General features: G+C 66.1%; 17 protein-coding genes, 1 tRNA gene and 1 other RNA gene. 8 read left to right on the top strand and 11 right to left on the bottom strand.

The genetic code is table 11. The features are described 5' to 3' along the window. Positions 1 to 86: 86 nt before the first annotated feature. The 11 genes from AC0QC4_RS05905 to ffs all read right to left on the bottom strand — a co-directional run bounded on the left by AC0QC4_RS05905 (position 87) and on the right by ffs (position 13307). Positions 87 to 3179 carry an efflux RND transporter permease subunit gene (locus tag AC0QC4_RS05905; protein WP_483658806.1) on the bottom strand — a complete coding sequence of 1031 codons (3093 nt, stop codon included), beginning with the start codon at positions 3177 to 3179 and terminating at the stop codon, positions 87 to 89. Then, the gene (locus AC0QC4_RS05900) at positions 3176 to 4213 is read right to left on the bottom strand and encodes an efflux RND transporter periplasmic adaptor subunit (protein ID WP_483658805.1); all 1038 of its coding nucleotides are present in this window, start codon (positions 4211 to 4213) and stop codon (positions 3176 to 3178) included. Before AC0QC4_RS05900 ends, AC0QC4_RS05905 begins: the two co-directional genes overlap by 4 nt. Positions 4214 to 4309: 96 nt before the next feature. After that, positions 4310 to 4636: a YdeI/OmpD-associated family protein gene (locus AC0QC4_RS05895; RefSeq protein WP_483658804.1), complete on the bottom strand. Its 327-nt coding sequence runs from the start codon at positions 4634 to 4636 to the stop codon at positions 4310 to 4312. Then, positions 4633 to 6030, bottom strand: coding sequence for a cryptochrome/photolyase family protein (locus tag AC0QC4_RS05890; RefSeq protein ID WP_483658803.1), 1398 nt, complete (start codon positions 6028 to 6030; stop codon positions 4633 to 4635). Before AC0QC4_RS05890 ends, AC0QC4_RS05895 begins: the two co-directional genes overlap by 4 nt. Further along, complete coding sequence (locus AC0QC4_RS05885) at positions 6027 to 6554, bottom strand: hypothetical protein (RefSeq protein ID WP_483658802.1); 528 nt, start codon at positions 6552 to 6554, stop codon at positions 6027 to 6029. Before AC0QC4_RS05885 ends, AC0QC4_RS05890 begins: the two co-directional genes overlap by 4 nt. A gap of 78 nt (positions 6555 to 6632) precedes the next feature. Further along, positions 6633 to 7625: a metal-dependent hydrolase gene (locus AC0QC4_RS05880; protein WP_483658801.1), complete on the bottom strand. Its 993-nt coding sequence runs from the start codon at positions 7623 to 7625 to the stop codon at positions 6633 to 6635. 302 nt (positions 7626 to 7927) lie between these two features. Beyond that, on the bottom strand, positions 7928 to 8200 hold the full coding sequence (locus AC0QC4_RS05875; RefSeq protein WP_483658800.1) for an HU family DNA-binding protein: 273 nt from the start codon (positions 8198 to 8200) through the stop codon (positions 7928 to 7930). Positions 8201 to 8365: 165 nt separating this feature from the next. Continuing rightward, entirely contained in the window at positions 8366 to 10765 is a 2400-nt protein-coding gene (lon, locus tag AC0QC4_RS05870; RefSeq protein WP_483658799.1) for an endopeptidase La, read from the bottom strand. 159 nt (positions 10766 to 10924) lie between these two features. After that, a complete protein-coding gene (locus tag AC0QC4_RS05865) occupies positions 10925 to 11263 on the bottom strand; it encodes a YbaB/EbfC family nucleoid-associated protein (protein WP_483658798.1) in 339 nt (112 codons plus the stop codon). An 18-nt stretch (positions 11264 to 11281) separates the two neighbouring features. After that, positions 11282 to 13042 carry a DNA polymerase III subunit gamma/tau gene (locus AC0QC4_RS05860; RefSeq protein ID WP_483659333.1) on the bottom strand — a complete coding sequence of 587 codons (1761 nt, stop codon included), beginning with the start codon at positions 13040 to 13042 and terminating at the stop codon, positions 11282 to 11284. 167 nt (positions 13043 to 13209) lie between these two features. Further along, an RNA gene (ffs, locus tag AC0QC4_RS05855) (signal recognition particle sRNA small type) lies at positions 13210 to 13307 on the bottom strand. 323 nt (positions 13308 to 13630) lie between these two features. Between ffs and AC0QC4_RS05850 the strand changes: the two genes are divergently transcribed. The 8 genes from AC0QC4_RS05850 (at position 13631) to rfbF (ending at position 18089) form a co-directional block, all read left to right on the top strand. After that, positions 13631 to 13954, top strand: coding sequence for a hypothetical protein (locus AC0QC4_RS05850; protein ID WP_483658797.1), 324 nt, complete (start codon positions 13631 to 13633; stop codon positions 13952 to 13954). A gap of 118 nt (positions 13955 to 14072) precedes the next feature. Next, positions 14073 to 14465, top strand: a complete 393-nt coding sequence (locus AC0QC4_RS05845) for a hypothetical protein (RefSeq protein WP_483658796.1) — start codon at positions 14073 to 14075, stop codon at positions 14463 to 14465. A gap of 326 nt (positions 14466 to 14791) precedes the next feature. Continuing rightward, positions 14792 to 15259 (top strand): hypothetical protein, encoded by a 468-nt coding sequence (locus tag AC0QC4_RS05840; RefSeq protein ID WP_483658795.1) that lies wholly within the window; start codon positions 14792 to 14794, stop codon positions 15257 to 15259. A gap of 118 nt (positions 15260 to 15377) precedes the next feature. Continuing rightward, positions 15378 to 15587, top strand: a complete 210-nt coding sequence (locus AC0QC4_RS05835) for a hypothetical protein (RefSeq protein ID WP_483658794.1) — start codon at positions 15378 to 15380, stop codon at positions 15585 to 15587. Between the two features lie 189 nt (positions 15588 to 15776). Next, positions 15777 to 16202, top strand: coding sequence for a GNAT family N-acetyltransferase (locus AC0QC4_RS05830; RefSeq protein ID WP_483658793.1), 426 nt, complete (start codon positions 15777 to 15779; stop codon positions 16200 to 16202). A 96-nt stretch (positions 16203 to 16298) separates the two neighbouring features. Further along, positions 16299 to 17180: a hypothetical protein gene (locus AC0QC4_RS05825; protein ID WP_483658792.1), complete on the top strand. Its 882-nt coding sequence runs from the start codon at positions 16299 to 16301 to the stop codon at positions 17178 to 17180. A 27-nt stretch (positions 17181 to 17207) separates the two neighbouring features. Beyond that, positions 17208 to 17283, top strand: a tRNA-Thr gene (locus AC0QC4_RS05820). A gap of 38 nt (positions 17284 to 17321) precedes the next feature. Continuing rightward, positions 17322 to 18089 (top strand): glucose-1-phosphate cytidylyltransferase, encoded by a 768-nt coding sequence (rfbF, locus tag AC0QC4_RS05815; protein WP_483658791.1) that lies wholly within the window; start codon positions 17322 to 17324, stop codon positions 18087 to 18089.

Genomic DNA, 18089 nt, shown 5'->3' with positions numbered 1-18089 from the left:
ATCACCCCCAGCCCCTATCGTCGCCCCGTGCTCGACACGGGGCAAGGCTTACTTCGGCGCGATTGTCGAAGCAGCAAAGCCCCGCATCATGTGCGGGACGACGGTGGTAGTGACGCGAATTCCATTTCCGGGGAACCAGGCTTTTGACCCTCGGTCCCGCGCACCGCCAGCAGGTACATCACCGGGGTGATCACCCGGCTGAGCACGGTCGAGCTGATCAGCCCGCCGATGATCACCCAGGCGAGCGGCGCGTAGAGGCCGGAGCCCGACAGCGCCAGCGGCAACAGTCCGCCGATGGCGGTGACCGACGTCAGCAGCACCGGCAGGAAGCGGATCGACCCTGCCTTTTCGATCGCTTCCCTCAGCCCCAGTCCGCGCGCGCGCAATTGCGTGGTGAAGTCGACCAGCAGGATCGAGTTCTTGATCTCGATTCCGATCAGCGCGACGAAGCCGATGATGGCAAGAAAGCTCAGCGAATTGCCGGTCAGGAACAGCGCGACGAACCCGCCGAAGGTGCCGAGCGGGATCACCCCGGCAACCACGATCGTCTCACGGAATCGCCCGAATTCAAGCACCAGCACGCCGAATATGCCAAACAGCGCCAGGAAGATGACCGGCCCCAGCCCGGCGTTGTTGCGCGCCGATGCTTCCGCCGATCCGCCGACGGAAAAACTGTAGCCCACCGGCAGCGCAATGCGATCCAGCTGCGCCACGACATCCGCATTGGCCCGGCTCGACAGCACCCCGTCGTCGACATAGGCGGTGATGGTCACGGTGCGCTGCAGCTTCAGCCGGGTGATCAGCGGGGGCACGCTGACCATCTGCGGGGTGGCGATCTGCATCAGCGGCACCGCACCGCCGCTAACCGTCGGCACATAGATGTCGTCGAGCGCGGACACCGGCACGCTGCCCTGCATCGGCAGGCGCACCGTCACCGGCCAGCTGTCGCCCTCATTGTCGCGCAACTGGCTGGCCTGCTCGCCGGATATCGCCAGCCGCAGCGCGCGGCGGGCCTCGCCGGGCGCCACGCCGAGCAGGCCGGCCTTGGCCTCGTCGATGCCGATGTCGAGATCGACCCGGTCGAACGCCAGCGGATTGTCGATATCGCGCAAGCCCGGCCGGCGCGCCATCATCGCCGCCACCTCGCGCGACAGGCGCTGCAAAACCGACAGGTCGGGCCCGGAAATGCGGATCGCGACCGGCGCCTCCACCGGCGGGCCATTCTCGAACGCCACCACCGTCACCCGCGCATCGGGGAAACTCGCGAACTTCTGCCTCAGGCGCGCCAGCATCGCCGGCCCTTCGCGCACATCCCATTCCTTGAGCGTGACGAAGACATCGCCGTAGCGCGCACGCTCCTCGCGCGGGATGATGTTGTAGAAGATCTGCGGATTGCCGCGCCCGGCATTCTCCATGCGGTCGACCACCGCCGGCTCCTCGGCGATGATCGCGGAAACCGCCGCGACTGCACGGTCGGTGGCGGCGATGCTGCTGCCCTCCGGTGTTTCCACGCGGACCAGGAAATAGGGCGTCTCGGCCGGTGGAAACAGGCTGAAGCCCAGCACCGGCACCAGCCCGAACGCGCCGAAGCACAGGATCATCGCCCCCCAGAACCAGCGGCGCGGCGCATCGAGCGCGCGGTGCAACAGCGGCGCATAGAGTCGCTCGATGCCGCGGGTCAGCGCCTGCAGCAGCCGGTTGCCGCCATGCCCCTCGGGCTTGAGGAAGCGGGCGGCGAGGAAGGGGATGACGGTCAGCGAAACCAGCAGCGAACTGGCGACGGTCACGATCACCGCGACCGGTAGACCGCGCACGAAATCCCCGGCGCCTTCGGGCAATTGGGTCAGCGGCAGGAAGGCGAACAGCAGCACCCCGGTCGATCCCAGCACCGCTGCGGTAATCTCCCGCGCGCCGCCGATGGCCGCCACCTCGGGCGCATCGCCTTCGCGCATGTGCCGCTCGATATTCTCGGTTACCACGATCGAATCGTCGACCAGCAGGCCGAGCGAGAGGATGAAGCCGGAGATGCTGATCTGGTTCAGGGTAAAGCCGAACAGGCTGAGCAGCAGCACCCCCATCGCCAGCGACAAGGGGATGGAGACCATCACGATCAGCGATGGGCGCAACCCCAGCGGCGCGAGCGTGATCAGCACCAGGGCCAGCGCAATGGCGAAATCGCGCGCGAGCAGCCCCAGTTTCTTGGCGATGTCGTTGCTCTGGTCGAAGCCGATCTCCAGCCTGATGTCGGGCGGCAGCGTCGACCGATAGGCCTCGACCGCCGTCACCAGCTCGTCGCGCAGTGTCCCGGCGTCGACGCCATCCTTCTGGCGCACCGTCACGAACAGCGCGCGCTTGCCGTTGAAACGGGCGATGTGGAGCTGCTCGGCCTCGGCCCAGCCGACCTCGGCGACATCGCCCACCGTCAGCAGCCGCCCGTCGCCGGCGCGTACCGGCACCGCACGCACCGCTTCGATCGAGCGATAGGCGCCGCCGGCATCGATATTGAGCCGCCGCCCCCCGGCCTCGACCGCGCCCGCCGGCAGGTCGCGCCCGCCCGCCTGCACCGCATTGGCGACCGCCGCCGGGGCGATCCCCGCCTGCGCCAGCCGCTCGGCATCGATGGCGACACGCACCTCCGGCCGCGCCGCGCCGTCGATCGCGCTCTGCCGCACACCCGGCAGCACATTCACCCGATCGCGCAGATCCTCGGCATATTTGATCATCCGCCGCCAGTTGGCGCCCTCGCTGACCAGCGCCAGTTGCAGCACCGCCGCCTCGGTGGTGCGCGGACGGCGAAAGGCGATGCGCGCAATGCCCTGCGGCAGCCGGTCGCGGATGGTGTTGACCTCGCGCACCGTCCGGTCGAGCGACTGCTCGGCGTCGGTGCCATGTTCGAACTCGACCGAGATCACCGCCGCGCCGTCGCTCGATGTCGATCGGATCTCGCGCACATAGTCGAGGCCCTGCAGCACATCTTCGATCGGCTTGGCGACGGTCTCCTCCATCTCCGCCGCATCCGCGCCGGGCAGGATGACCGTGACGATGCTGATCGGCGTCGGGAAATGCGGATCGACCGAGCGCGGGATCGACAGGAAGGCGCTGACTCCCAGCACCGCGACGAGGAGAAAGGCGACCAGCGTGATCTGCCAGTTGCGGACAGCCAGCGCGGTCAGGTTCATCGCGCGCGCTCGATCACGCGTACGCGCTGACCGTCGCTCAACCGGTCGATGCCGCTCACTGCCACCCGCTCTCCGGCGCTGAGCCCGGCGCGGACCCGCGTCGTGGCGTCGCCGGTCTCACCCAGCTCGATCCGCCGCGCCCGCACCCGGTCGCCGTCGATGACATAGACGAATCCCTGCCCGGCCCGGACCGCGAACAGCGCCTGCGGCGGCACGGCGAGCGTGGCTTCGCCCTGCCCCTCGGCGATCAGTCGCGCGGTGCCGACCTGCCCGGACCGCAGCCGTGGATCGGCTGGCAGGCCGACTTCGACCAGGAAAGTGCCGGTCGCGCGATCCGCCCGCCCGGCGATCTCGATGATCCGTCCGGTCAGCGCCTCGCCGGGCAAAGCACCAATGGCAATTGACGCCGGCGTGCCCACGCGCAGCCGCGCGGCATCGCGGTCCGGCACTGCCAGACGCAGCACCAGCCCGCTCGATTCCTCGCCCAGCACCAGCACCGGGGTGCCGGCGGCGACCACCTGCCCCGGCTCGGCCAGCCGGGCCAGCACGATGCCCGATCCGGGCGCGACAATGCGGCTGTTGCCGGTCTGGAATCCGGCGCTGCGTACCTGCGCCTCGGCCGCCCGCAGCGCGGCCTCTGCCGCATCGACCCGCGCCTTGGGCACCCAGCCCTGCGCCAGCAGCGCGCGTGAGCGTTCATATTCGCGCGCCGCACGCTCGCGCTCGGCCTCGGCGCTGGACAGGCTGGCGGCGGTGGTGGTGGGGTCGAGCACGGCGAGCAGCTGGCCGACCCGCACCCTCTCGCCCTCGTTCACCGCCAGCCGTGCGATGCGGCCATCGCTGGTGAAGGCAAGCGATGTCTCCCGCCGCAGCGCGACGGTGCCGGCGGCGGTCACCTCGTCCGCCGCACTGCTGCTGCCGACACTGGCCACGCGCACCTCGATCAGCGGATCGGCGGCTTCGGGCGCGGCGGCGCTGCCGCAGCCAGCCAGCAACCCCAGCCCCAACACAGCCGTAACAACCCGCTTCATCATGCGATTCCCGCCCTGTTCGCTACGGATGTCGCACGAAAGGTTGCCGATTGAAACCGGACTTTGCTTATCTGATCTTCATGGATCGTGCGGTGCGGCTTATGAATCCCCCGCGCCGCGCCGGGCGCGCCGCCCCCCGACCAGCACCGCCTGCTGCCATGCACCGGGCGCCTTGTCGTCGCGGTGGATGCAGCCCGCCCAGCAGCAGGGCCGGCGCTTGCCTTCGCGCAGCTCCTCGCCCATCCGCACGATCCGCCGCGCGCGGGTGGCCGGCTGCTTCGCATCCTCCAGCCAGCACAGATATTCGTTGCGCCCCAGCGGTGTGAGCGATTGCCATCGCGCCACCAGCCCGGCATCGGCGCGCAACGCCGCGCGCACGTCATCGGCGATGGCATGGACGGTTCCGGGCAGCAGCGCATCGCTCATGCCGCCTTGATCGCGGCAAAGGCCGCCAGCGCCCGCTCCCGCGCCTCGCGGTGGCCGATCACCGGCTTGGGGTAACCACGCACGAACTTGCCCTGCCCATGCGGGTCATGCACCCACGGGTCGGGCACGTCGGCCAGTTCGGGCACCCACTGGCGCACATAGGCGCCCGCGTCGAACTTCTCGGATTGGGAGAGCGGCGCCATGATCCGCACGAACATGTTGGCATCCACCCCCGTGCCTGCCACCCACTGCCAGTTGGCGGCATTCGATGCATAGTCGGCATCGACCAGCGTGTCCCAGAACCACGCCTCACCCACCCGCCAGTCGACCAGCAGATGCTTGATCAGAAAGGACGCCGCGATCATCCGCACCCGGTTGTGCATCCATCCCGTCGCCCATAGCTGGCGCATGCCCGCGTCGACGATCGGATAGCCGGTGCGCCCCTTCTGCCACGCCGCGATATCCACCGCCACCGCAGGGTCCGCCGGGTCGCGCCATGGCAGGGCGTCGAACTGGGCCCGGCCATTGGCCTTGCCATAATCGGGGAAGGCAAAGACCAGATTCTGCGCATAATCGCGCCACACCAGCTCCTTGAGGAAGGTCTCGACCTCGCCGCCCGCGCCCATCGTCGCGTGCCAGGCCTGTGCCGGCGACAGCTCACCGAAGTGGAGATGCGGGCTCAGCCGCGATGTGCCCTCGACCGCCGGCAGATTGCGGCGCGAATCATAGCGCGCGACACGCCCGGCGAAAGCCTCCAGCCGCTCGGCCGCACCCGCCTCGCCCGGGCGCCATTCGGCCTCGAAGCCGGTCGCCCAATTGGGTCGCGTCGGCAGCAACTGCCAGTCGGCGAGTGCATCGCTGTCCGGCCATGTCGCGGGGCCGGAAACCCGCTCAGGCGCCGCGCGGGGCCGAGGCGGCGGCATATGCGCCGACAGCGCACGCCAGAAGGGCGTGTAAATCTTGAACGGCGTGCCCGAACCGGTCACCACGCTGCCCGGCGGCATCAGATAATTGCCGTCATGGCAGATGAAGCGGACGCCCTCGGGCAACGCCTTGGCCAGCGCTTTTTCGGCATTGCGCCACCAGGGCTCATAGTGGCGCAGCGCATGGATCGCCCGCGCGCCGGTCTCCGCCGCCAATTCCGCGAGCACGTCGGCGGCGTTGCCCCGCCGCAGGATCAGCCGCGCGCCGCGCGCCTCCAGCGCGCTCGCCAGCGACGCAAGGCTGTGGTGCAGCCACCAGCGCGACGCCCCGCCCATGCGGCGATGCTTCGGCGTCTCGTCGTCGAGCACATAGACCGGAATAACCGGCCCGGCCTCCGCCGCCGCAATCAGCGCCGCCTGATCGACAAGCCTGAGGTCGCGGCGGAACCAGAGGATGGAGGGAGCGGTCATCCGAGCCGCGCCAGATTGACGCAATTATCGTGACCGCCTCTTGGCCTCAACGGAAGGCGTGATGTCAGGCGGAAACTGCTGACGATCTGGTCGGGGAAACAAGCCCAGCCGCGATCGACACTGGTCGACCAGACCCGCCACAAATACCCATTGTCAGTCTGCTCGAGGATGGCGATCTGCCGCCCTGAATCGACCCAGCGCACAGCATGCGCGCCGATGAAGCGAATGCGCGGGCGTGGACCGGGGTCTCGCCAGCCTTCGGGACGGGGGGAGAGATAGCGAATGATGTTTGCGGGCCCTTCAACCAGGCTGGCGCCGACGCAGATGGCATCTTCCTCGCGCTCATCCGGTCCGAGCGGCGGGCAATAATAGCCGCCGGTCGGACGGGCACGGTCATGATCGACGACGGCGAGGACGATCGGCCCCCACCCCGGCGTGTCCGGCGTGCCGATCGTGAAGGCCTCGCGTGCAGTTGCGCTGGCCGAAGCGCCGATCAGCGCCGCAGCCGCCATACTGCAGAACATTCTAGCCCCTGCCGTCATCATCCATTCGCCCGTACCACCTTGACCGATGTCCACGCTGCGCCAGACCTCCGGACACGCTCAACGCGTTCCCTCGGCGGATGGCGCAGGGCCGTTCTCCGGCGCAATACGGACTTTGAACCGGTCGCCGGTCAGCGGATTGGTGAAGCGCTGGTCCTTGATCGTGATGCTGCCGTCGGCCGCATGCTCGGCAAAGGGCATCCGCGACCAGAACAGGAAGGCGCGCACCTGTGGATCCGTGCGCGCAGCGGCGGCGATACGGGGGTCGTCCATGCCGATTGCTCCCCACTCCCGTATGTCCTGAACGCCGTATGGCCACGCATATTGCATCCAGCCCACCTTGTCGGCTGTGCGCCAATAAACATCGCGATATGTGAAAGCCAATCCGAGGGGGGGAGCACTGGCTACCGTTGTTGTTATTCCGCAGGATTCCCGACGGTCAGCCTCCGTGCAGGTGACGGCTGCGGCTGAGGCGGTAGCGGCTCGGGAAATGTGGACATTCAGCCCGATGTATCCGACCAAAAGCCCGACAGCGATGGACGCAACCCGACGCCAACGCCCATCCCGCCTTTCGACAAGCCGGGACCACGCCAGCCCGCCGATCAGGATAGCCCACATCCACACATCGATAATGAAGATACTGTCGCCATAGAACCAGCGGCTTGAAAAGGGCTCGAGCAGCCGCACGCCATAATTGTTGAGCCAATCGAACGCCGGATGGCTGAGCGTGCCGATCAGCGCGAGCAGAAGCAGCGGCCCGAACCGCACCGGCGCGCGCGCCGCCGGGCGTTTGCCGCGCCGCGCCTGCCACCGGTCGAACCCGACCATCGCGGCTGTGAGCAGCAAGGGCAGGATCAGCATCGCCAACGGCCCGTGGGTGATGCCGCGGCGGAAGCCGAGATGTTCGGTACCCTCCAGCCAAAGAAAGCAGCTCGCATCCACATCGGGAATGTTAGCGGCGATGATCAGCGTCGGCATGCCGAGGCCCGACAGCTTCTTGAGGCCGGTCTGGCCGATCAACGCGCCAACCAGGCTGTGCGTCAGATTATCCACGTCCGCCTGTTTCCCTCACTGTTGTCGCCTGTCCTGATCGGGCCGAACCGAAACCGTAGGCCGCGAGCTTGTCGGTGCCGAAGGCGACGCGAAGCATCAACGGCGCCGAGCGGGCAAGCGCGCTTCGACACGCTCGGCACAACGGTCATCTCCCCAAGGATAAGCCCCTGCCGCAGCAGGCCCGCCATGGCGCGCCCACAAGAAAGGCGCCCGGACCGATGCCCGCGCGCCCTGCTTGCTGCCCGTTGCCGGGCAAAGGTTGGCCGGGGCGCGGCGCATGGCCCTGCCCCGGCGCAGCGATATCAGTTGACCGCGTCCTTCAGGCCCTTGCCGGCCTTGAACTTCGGCTGGGTCGATTCCTTGATGGTCATGGTTTCGCCGGTGCGCGGGTTGCGGCCGGTCGAGGCCTTGCGCTTCGAAACCGAGAAAGTGCCGAACCCGACCAGGCGCACGTCGCCGCCGGACTTCAGTTCGCCAGTGATCGCGTCAAAGACAGCGTCGACAGCCTTGGCGGCGTCGTTCTTGGCGAGACCGGTATGTTCTGCGACCGCGCCTACCAGTTCCTGCTTGTTCATATTATCGGATTCCCCTTCGAGTTGGCTGTTTTCTGTTGAATCACGGCTGAGCCGATCTCCAGTAAGGACGGATTTCCGCCACTTGTCAAAGACAAAAAAATGCAACGCCGGCGTAATGGTTTCGACGCACGAGCCAGTGCGCCGGCCTTGCCGCCGCCCGCTGGTTCAGTGGCGCAGCGACTCGCCCTCCCCGCTTCCGGCCACGCTGGGCATCGCCGCCAGATCCTCGGCCTCGGTCCAGTCGATGGCGGTCAGCGGGCTGGCCAGCGCCAGTTCCAGCACCTCATCGACATGGCGCACCGGCACGATCGTCAGGCTGCCGGTGACGGTCGCCGGGATTTCCGCCAGATCCTTCTGATTCTCTTCGGGAATCAGCACGGTACGGATGTTGCCACGCTGCGCCGCGAGCAGCTTTTCCTTGAGGCCGCCGATCGGCAGCACGCGGCCGCGCAGCGTCACCTCGCCGGTCATCGCCACATCCTTGCGCACCGGCACCCCGGTCAGCGTCGAAACCATCGCCGTGACCATGCCGATCCCCGCCGACGGGCCATCCTTGGGCACCGCGCCTTCGGGCAGGTGGATATGGATGTCCTTGCGCTGGAACAGGCTCGGCTTGATGCCATAGGCCGGGGCCCGCGCCTTGACGAAGCTCATCGCCGCCTGGATCGATTCGGTCATCACATCGCCCAGCTTGCCGGTGGCCTTGGCAAGGCCCTTGCCGGGCACCGTCACCGCCTCGATGGTCAGCAATTCGCCGCCCACCTCGGTCCAAGCGAGGCCGGTGACCGCACCGACCTGATCCTCTTCCTCGCCCACGCCGAAGCGATGGCGGCGCACGCCGGCGAATTCGCCCAGCGTCTCGCTGGTCACCGTCACGCTCGTCGCCTTGCCTTCGAGGATGCGGCGCAGCGACTTGCGCGCCAGCTTGGCAATCTCGCGCTCCAGCGTGCGCACCCCGGCTTCGCGGGTATAGTAGCGGATCAGGTCGCGCAGCGCCGCGTCTTCCAGTGCGAACTCGCCGTCCTTCAGCCCGTGCGCCTCGATCTGCTTGGGCAGCAGGTGGCGCTTGGCGATCTCCACCTTCTCATCCTCGGTATAGCCTTCGAGGCGGATGATCTCCATCCGGTCGAGCAGCGGCTGCGGCAGGTTGAGGCTGTTGGCGGTGGTCACGAACATGACGTTGGACAGGTCGACGTCCAGCTCCAGATAATGGTCCTGGAACTTGCTGTTCTGTTCCGGATCCAGCACCTCGAGCAGCGCGGAGGCCGGATCGCCGCGGAAATCCTGGCCGAGCTTGTCGATTTCGTCGAGCAGGAACAGCGGGTTCATCGTCTCCGCCTTCTTCAGGTTGGCGACGATCTTGCCCGGCATCGAGCCGATATAGGTGCGGCGATGGCCGCGGATCTCGGCCTCGTCACGCACCCCGCCCAGCGACTGGCGGATGAACTTGCGCCCGGTCGCCTTGGCGATCGAGCGGCCGAGCGAGGTCTTGCCCACGCCTGGCGGACCGACCAGGCACAGGATCGGCCCCTTCAGCTTGTTGGTGCGCGCCTGCACCGCAAGATATTCGACGATGCGGTCCTTGACCTTCTCGAGCGCGAAATGGTCCTCGTCGAGCACCGCCTGCGCCGCCGCGATATCCTTCTTGATCTTGCTGGTCTTGCCCCACGGCACGCCCAGCAGCACGTCCAGATAGTTGCGCACCACCGTCGCCTCGGCGGACATCGGCGCCATCGCCTTCAGCTTCTTGAGCTCGGCCAGCGCCCGGCTGTGCACTTCCTTGGGCATCTTGGCCTTGGCGATCTTGGCCTGCAGCTCGGCAATCTCGCCCTCGCCGCCTTCCTCGCCGCCTTCGCCGCCCAATTCGCGCTGGATCGCCTTCAACTGCTCGTTGAGATAATATTCGCGCTGGGTCTTCTCCATCTGCCGCTTCACCCGGCCACGGATCTTCTTTTCCACCTGCAGCGCGCCGAGCTCGCCCTCCATGAAGGCCAGCACCATCTCCAGCCGGCGGGCGATGTCGCCCTCGGCCAGGATGGCCTGCTTGTCGGCTACCTTGACGTTGAGATTGGCGGCAATGGCGTCCGCCACCTGCGCGGCGCGGTCGAGCTGCTCGACCTGGGTCACCGTCTCGGCGGGCAGCCGCTTGTTGAGCTTCGCATATTCGCCGAACTGGTCGATCGTCGTGCGCATCAGCGCCTGCAGCTCGGCGCTGTCCGGCGCATCGTCCTCGCCCGCATCGACACGCGCCTCGACCCAGCCGTCATGCGCGGTCAGCCCGGTCAGCTTCGCGCGCTGCCGCCCTTCGACCAGCACGCGCACCGTGCCGTCGGGCAGCTTCAGAAGCTGCAGCACGCTGGCGATGACGCCGAGATCGTAAAGATCGTCCGCCTGCGGATCGTCCTCGGCGGGGTCGAGCTGCGCGACCAGGAAAATATCCTTGTCGCCAGCCATCGCCCGTTCGAGCGCCGCGACCGACTTGTCGCGGCCGACGAACAGGGGGACCACCATCTGCGGAAAAACGACGATGTCACGCAGCGGCAGCAGGGGGTAGGAAATGGTCATCGGGTCTCCGGGGCTAACAAGCCCGCATTTGCCTGAACCGTAGCCCTGAGCTTGTCGAAGGGCGCTTATCGGTAAAGCGCCCTTCGACAAGCTCAGGGCTACGGCATGGAAAAGTTAGTGAGGTTTCATATGGCGCGCCGCCTCACGCCCTTCAATCCCTCAGCCGAACGGCAGCTTGAACCCCGGCGGCAGCGGCAGGCCCTGCGTCATCTTCGCCATCTCGGCGTTGCTCGCCTGATCGGCCTTGGTCCGCGCGTCGTTGAACGCGGCAGCGACCAGATCCTCGACCATCTGCTTTTCGCTGGGCGCCAGCAGGCTTTCGTCGATCTCGACCCGGCGGATGCGGCCCTTGGCGGTGGCATGCACCTTGACCAGCCCGCCACCCGCCACGCCCTCGACCTCGATCGTGTCGAGCTTGGCCTGCGCATCGCTCATCTGCTGCTGGATGGTGCTCGCCGCCTGCTGCGCCGCTGCCAGCATTTCTTCCATCGATTTCATGTCACGCTCCTGTCTTGATCATCGGCCCGCCGCGCGCGGCTGGCGTATCAGTTCGGCATCGGGGAACACCGCAAAGGCCGCCTTGACCAGCGGATGCTGGCGCAGCAGCGCATCGGCCGCCGCCGCCTCTGCCGCCGCCGCTTCCGCCAGCGTCGGCGCACCGCCGCTGTCGGCCAGCTCGACCGTCATCGGCGATTGCGTCGCCCGCAGCCAGGCTCCCGCGATATCCGCGGCCTCCGCCTCGCCGATCGCCGGGCAGCGTTGCAGCACCAGCCGGTCGGGCGATGCCGAGACCAGCCGCCCCTCGCGCCGCAACAGCGACCCCAGCATCAACTCGCCGCTGCCCGAGAGGGTTGCAGCGATGCTCTCCAGCGTCGGCCGGGCAGGGTCAGGGCCAAGGCCCGGGGCAGGGTCTGACGCCGGACCCGGTGCCGCATTGGGCCCGGCCTCCTGCGCCTCGGTTATCGCCGGCGCCGCCGCTGCCACCGCGACCGGCCCCGCCCGTTCCGCAGGCGCCGGTGCCATCGCCCCCGCCTCTGCGGCATGGGGCGCCGCCGCCAGCCGCTCGCTCAGCAGCCGCGCCAGCTCGTCGGGATCGGGCATGGTGCCGGCGTGGACGATGCGCAGCACCGCCATCTCCAGTGCCTCGAGCGGGGATGCCGCCTGCGCGACTTCCTCATGGGCCTTCAGCAGCAGCTGCCACAGCCGCTGGATGCGCGCCATGCCCATCTGCGCGGACCATTCGGCAATCGCCGCGCGCTCCTCGGCAATCAGCGCCGGATCGTCGACCCGGCTCGCCTTGTGCAGCGCGACGCCATGCGCCAGATGCATCAGCCCGCGCACGATCGACAGCGGCTCGACGCCCAGCGCATATTGCCCGCGCAGCCGCTCGATCGCCGCCGCCGGCTCGCCGCCCAGCAATGCGCCGAACAGGCCGCGCGTCGCCCCGCCGTCGGATAGGCCCAGCATGTCCTGCACCTGCGAAGCGGTGACCCGCGGCACGTCGGACTCCCCGCCCTCGCTGTCGGCATGGGCAATCGCCTGGTCGAGGATGGAGAGACCGTCGCGTACCGATCCTTCCGCCGCCGCCGCGATCATCCGCAGCGCCTCCTCCTCGGCCTCGACCTGCTCCAGCCCGCAAATCCGCGCGAAATGGGCGAACAGCAGATCGGGGGTGATCCGCCGCAGGTCGAACCGCTGGCAGCGGGACAGGACCGTCACCGGCACCTTGTTGACCTCGGTGGTGGCGAACAGGAATTTCACATGCGCCGGCGGCTCCTCCAGCGTCTTCAACAGCGCGTTGAAGGCGTTTTTGGAGAGCATGTGCACTTCGTCGATGATGTAGATCTTGTAGCGCGCGCTCACCGCCGCATAGCGCACCGCCTCGATGATCTCGCGCACGTCGTCGACGCCGGTATGGCTCGCCGCGTCCATCTCGATGACATCGATGTGCCGCCCCTCGGCAATCGCCACGCACGGCTCGCACTGACCGCAGGGGGAGATGGTCGGCCCGCCCTGCCCGTCGGTGCCGATGCAGTTGAGCCCCTTGGCGATCAGCCGCGCCGTCGACGTCTTGCCGACCCCGCGCACCCCGGTCATCAGGAAGGCATGCGCCAGCCGGTCGCGGCGGATGGCATTGGCCAGCGTCTGCACCATCGCATCCTGGCCGATCAGCTCGGCAAAGGTCTGCGGCCGGTATTTCCGCGCGAGCACGCGATAGGCACCGCCCGTCGCCGCCGCCGCAGGCGGGGCCACCACCGGCAGATCCATGCCGGGCATCAGCGGTTCGTCATGGCCAGAATCGGATTCAGTGCTCACCGGCAATGCCATAGGACGGTGACGCAGCGTTGTCGAAGGAGTCGTTGCGCGCGCCAATGCCGCTCATGCTGAGCCTGTCGGCAGTCTGGCCTGCGACCCGGCAAGCGCGGGTCGTGCGTGTATCTGAGGGTGGTGGGAGCCGGAACGACCCGCAGCGAATTCGTTGCGGCTGCTTCCTTCCGGACCTGACCGGGTTGGCGAAGACTGCGTCCGCCCGACTCCCGGGCGGGCATATGGCGGTGGCGGCGGCGATTTGCAAGGCGGCTGTTGGAGCGTCCGCGCCTCGCGTCGCATGCTGGCGCACGACCCATTTGCCAACTTCTCACCCCACCGTCGCCCCGGACACGATCCGGGGCTAGGCTGCCCTGTTTGCCAAGCAGCAAGCGGAAAAGCCAAACTCGGTGTCAAGCATGGGGCGACGATGATTTGCAGCAACGGTCCACCGCAATTCAGCCACCGGCGGCAATGGGGACTGGGGTCCGGCCCGAAAGCTGCCGGTCGACTAACGATCCCATTGCGAGCTATTAAGTTTCATGGCACCGTCAGCTCATGAGCGACGATTTTGAATACGAAGGCTATTGGCGCCAGAGTGAATATGAAGTCTCTCATCTCCCATGGCCAGTGCAAGATCTGACGTGGGAACATCGAAGCGTGTTTATTGCTGAGCTTATAAAAATAGAATCCAACAGCGGTTACATGGACTTTATGGGTTTCTCGAAATGTCGAATCTGCGGGAAAATTAACGGATCTTCAGACTTTAAGGCTGGAAAGTGGATATGGCCGGAGGGCTATCGCCACTACATCGCTGATCATAATGTTCGCCCTTCCCATGAGTTCGAAGAATTCATTTTAAGGCGCTTGTCACGCGATTAGCCGGGTGTCCGCTTTCCACCCTTTTCCGGCCGTCGGGCTAACCTAGAGCCAATGCCGAAAGCGGACCGGCGGCTCACGACCCCTTTGCTGGCATTGCACGCTCCGGTAGGATCAGGACATGGGTATCTATCGACGCAACGGATTCTCGCCAGAATGGGAGCCGTCACCTTGGCATTTAAGCGGTGATGCGGTTGATGAACAGGAACGGGGATTTCATGAGCGTTCTATCCAGCCTCTGCAATGGATACCCGTTCCTTGGAAGAATTTCCCGACAGAAGGGATATTTGGTCACGACAGAGCTTGGTTCGAATCAGCGGATATAGCTTTCGTCGCCTCCACCGATGTTGAGGAATTGCTCCTTATCCAGAACACTTGGTTTGGATTCCCAGATCCTCCTGAGTGGGGTTTAGTTTCCAGAGTGCGGAAAATGCGAGACGCGGAATGGCTGCACTGGGGGCATTTTCCTAACGTTCCTGCCGCGTGGGCTGTGCCCGAACGCACAAGCCGATAACGTCCGCTTCCCACCCATTTCCAGCCATCGACGGGGATCGTTCCAAAACCCAAACCAGCCTGCCCGCTGCCAGTCCCATGCCGCACCTCTCCGCCCACCGTCGCCCCGGACTTGATCCGGGGCTTGGCTACCGCCTTAGCCAGCGCACGAAAGGGAAGCCCGAGCCCCGTGTCGAGCACGGGGCGACGATGAGATGCGGCAATTCTCCCCGCAAGCAAGGTCGCGGGCCGCCATGGAACTGAACTTATTTTCGAAAGCGGACTGGCGGCTAACGACCCCATTGCCGACATTGCAAGTCCGTGCGAGCCAGCAACAAAGGATTCGAAATGCCAGAGCGCGTGATTCCAATCGACATCGGCGTTGTTCCTGAAGCCGCTATCTCGGGACCCGTCTTGCTTCAAAGCGACCAGTCCACGTTTCTGATCTTCAACGCCATGAAGCGTCACTTCGACGTGGATAGCTACGTGGATGCGGGCCTCGCGATTTTAGAGTTCCCAGGATGTCGGATCACCAAGTTCGGTTACCCCAATGACGAGGCGTGGTCAGCGATCCCGAGGACGCGTGGGCTTTCTTACGATGTGTGCGAGGTCGCAGACTCAGAATGGGATGAGGAGATTGTCGCGCTCAATCGCCATCGTTTCCCCAATTTCGCGATGCGGAAAAAGCGGCATTTCCTGATTCTGTTTCATGATAGCTCTTTCGAGTGCATTGCAGACGATATCCGATGCCAGATATCGGACGAGGCAATTGAGGTAATTCTTGGCCGCCTTACTGCGCGCATCGCGTCAGAGTAAGGGTGTTTGCTTTCGAGCCCATTCCAGCCGTCGGCGGGGTTTCGGCCTGACGCCAAAACCGGACCGGCGGCTAACGACCCGATTGTGGCCATAAGTTAATTTCGCTAAATCTGCTCAAATGGAAAAGCAGATAGCAAAACGCCTTATTGGCGCGGTCATGGCGCTTGACCCCTTACTTGGGGAGATCGATGTAGCCATCTCTCAGGTTTCTGATGAAGCCGAACGAAGGGCTCTTGCACTGAGGCTTGGCGAGATTTTTCGCCAGTTAAATGAAGGCTTCATCAATCCCATCGGTCGTGAGTTTCCTGACTTGGCTGAACGGGACTGATCAACCCAACCGGCCCACGGCGCCTAAACACCTCATTCCAGCCATCGACAAGGATCGGTGCCGAACCAAAACCGACCCGTCCGCCAACCATCCCTGAGCCGAAAGGCCTGCCATTCCTCGACCCGCCAGATGGCTAACCGCCCCCAAAACCCCTTGCGCCCGCGCGGGTCACGGACATGATCCTTTCCCATGCCTGACTTCACCTGCCATCGGACCGACCAACCCAGCGAAAGCGATCGCTCCGCCGTTCTTGCCATCCTACGTCAATTCACGCGTGAGGCGGTGCAGGTACTCGATAATCAGGATTTCGCCATTCTTCTCAAGGACGAAAAGGGCGAGGTCGTCGGTGGCCTGGTCGCGTCATCCCGGTGGGGCGGATTTCAAATCGACATGGTGGCGCTGCCCGCCTCGCTTCGGGGGCGGGGCTACGGTTCCACACTGCTGAAAATGGCAGAGGAAGAAGCGCGAGCGCGCGGCTGTCATCACATGCTGCTCGATACCCAGGCGTTTCAGGCCAGACCCTTCTACGAACGGCATGGCTTTACAGTCTTCGGCCAGATCGATGGACCCGCCCCTTATTATCCGCGCTATTTCATGCACAAGACACTGGACTGAACCACCCGCTACGCCCGGCTGCCGCCGTGCTTGCAATTGATACGATCGCCGCACCCGCCCATTGCAGCGCGCCCGCCCCGCTGCAATGGTCCGGCGATGCGCAGCTTCTCCTCCTTTGCCTGCATCGACTGGTCGGGCGCGCGCGGGGCCTTGCTGCCCGGCATTGCCGTCGCGGTGGCGGAGGGGGACGACGCGCCGGGACTGGTCGCGCCACCCGGCGGCGAGCGGGCGTGGTCGCGCATCGCGGTGCTCGGCTGGCTGGAGGCGCGGGCGCAGGCGGGCGATGCCATGCTGATCGGGTTCGACCTTTCGCCCAGCTTTCCGTTCATCGACGCGCGAGCCTATTTCCCCGAATGGGACGCCAGCCCCGCCTCGCTGACCGGCCTGTGGGCGCTGGTCGAGCAACTGTGCGCGCGCGAACCGCATCTCGGCGCCAACGCCTTCCTCACCCATCCGCAGGGCCAGCGGCATTTCCGCCATTCGGCTACCCATGTCGGCGATCTGTTCGGCGGCGGACTCGGGCGGCTGCGCGCGGTCGAGCGCCACCAGCGCGCGACCCGGCAGGCGAACAGCTGGAGCTGCTTCAATCTGGTCGGTGCCGGCCAGGTCGGCAAAAGCTCCCTGACCGGCATGCGCCTGCTGCACCGGCTGGATGGGCGCCTGCCGCTGTGGCCGCACGATCCGGTGCCGTCCTCGGGCCCTCTGCTGGTCGAAATCTATACCAGCATGGCCGCGCGCGCCGCGGGCCTTCCGGCCAACCGTTCCAAGATGCGCAACGGCGCGGCGCTCGATGCGGCGTTGCGCGCATTGGGTTCGCGCCCGACCGGGCATGATGGCCCGATCAGCGATCATGCCAGCGACGCGCTGCTGACCGCCGCCTGGCTGCGGGCAACCGCGCATCGCCCGGACTTCTGGAACCCTGCCCCGCTCGACGCCGAAATTGCCCTGACCGAGGGCTGGACGTTCGGCGTCATTTGACGCTAATGCGCCGCGCGACAGCATGATGCCGGCTTAGCTCAGTTGGTAGAGCACCTGATTTGTAATCAGGGGGCCACGGGTTCGAATCCTGTAGCCGGCACCACAGGCTGTTCCGCGCTGGGGCAACGACGGGGGAACGACGTGAAAGCGGTGCTGCTGGCGGGAGGGCTGGGAACCCGGCTGTCCGAAGAGACGTCTCTCAAGCCCAAGCCGATGGTCGAGATCGGCGGGCGGCCGATCCTGTGGCATATCATGAAAATCTACCTGGCCCATGGCATCCGCGATTTCGTGGTGTGCTGCGGCTACAAGGGCTATGTCATCAAGGAATATTTCGCCAACTATCGCCTCCACATGTCGGACGTGACGGTGGACATGCGCCAGGACCAGATCGTCTTCGGCATGAACAAGGCGGAGGATTGGCGCATCACGCTGGCCGATACCGGGGAAAGCACGATGACCGGCGGGCGGCTGGGCCGCGTCGCCGATCTTGTGCGCGACGAGACCTTCTGCTTCACCTATGGCGATGGCGTTGCCGATATCGACATCGGCGCGCTGCTCGCCTTCCACCGCCAGCATGGCAAGACCGCGACCGTCACCGCAGTGCGTCCGCCCAGCCGGTTTGGCGTGCTGGAGATGGACGGCACTGCCGTCACCAGCTTTGCCGAAAAACCGGCAGAGGAGCAGGGGCTGATCAACGGCGGCTTCTTCGTGCTCGAACCCAAGGCGCTCGATTATCTCGGCGGCGACGACTGCATCTGGGAGCGCGAGCCGCTCGAAGGGCTCGCCCGCGATGGCGAACTGCATGCCTTCCGCCACGAAGGCTTCTGGCAGCCGATGGATACGCTGCGCGACCGCCAGTTGCTCGAAAGCCATTGGGACGCGGGCACCGCGCCGTGGAAGGTCTGGTAG

It is taken from the genome of Sphingomonas sp. jy18 (assembly GCF_056931895.1).
The sequence above is the reverse complement of the archived record's forward strand: the minus strand, read 5'-3'. Positions and strand labels throughout refer to the sequence as shown.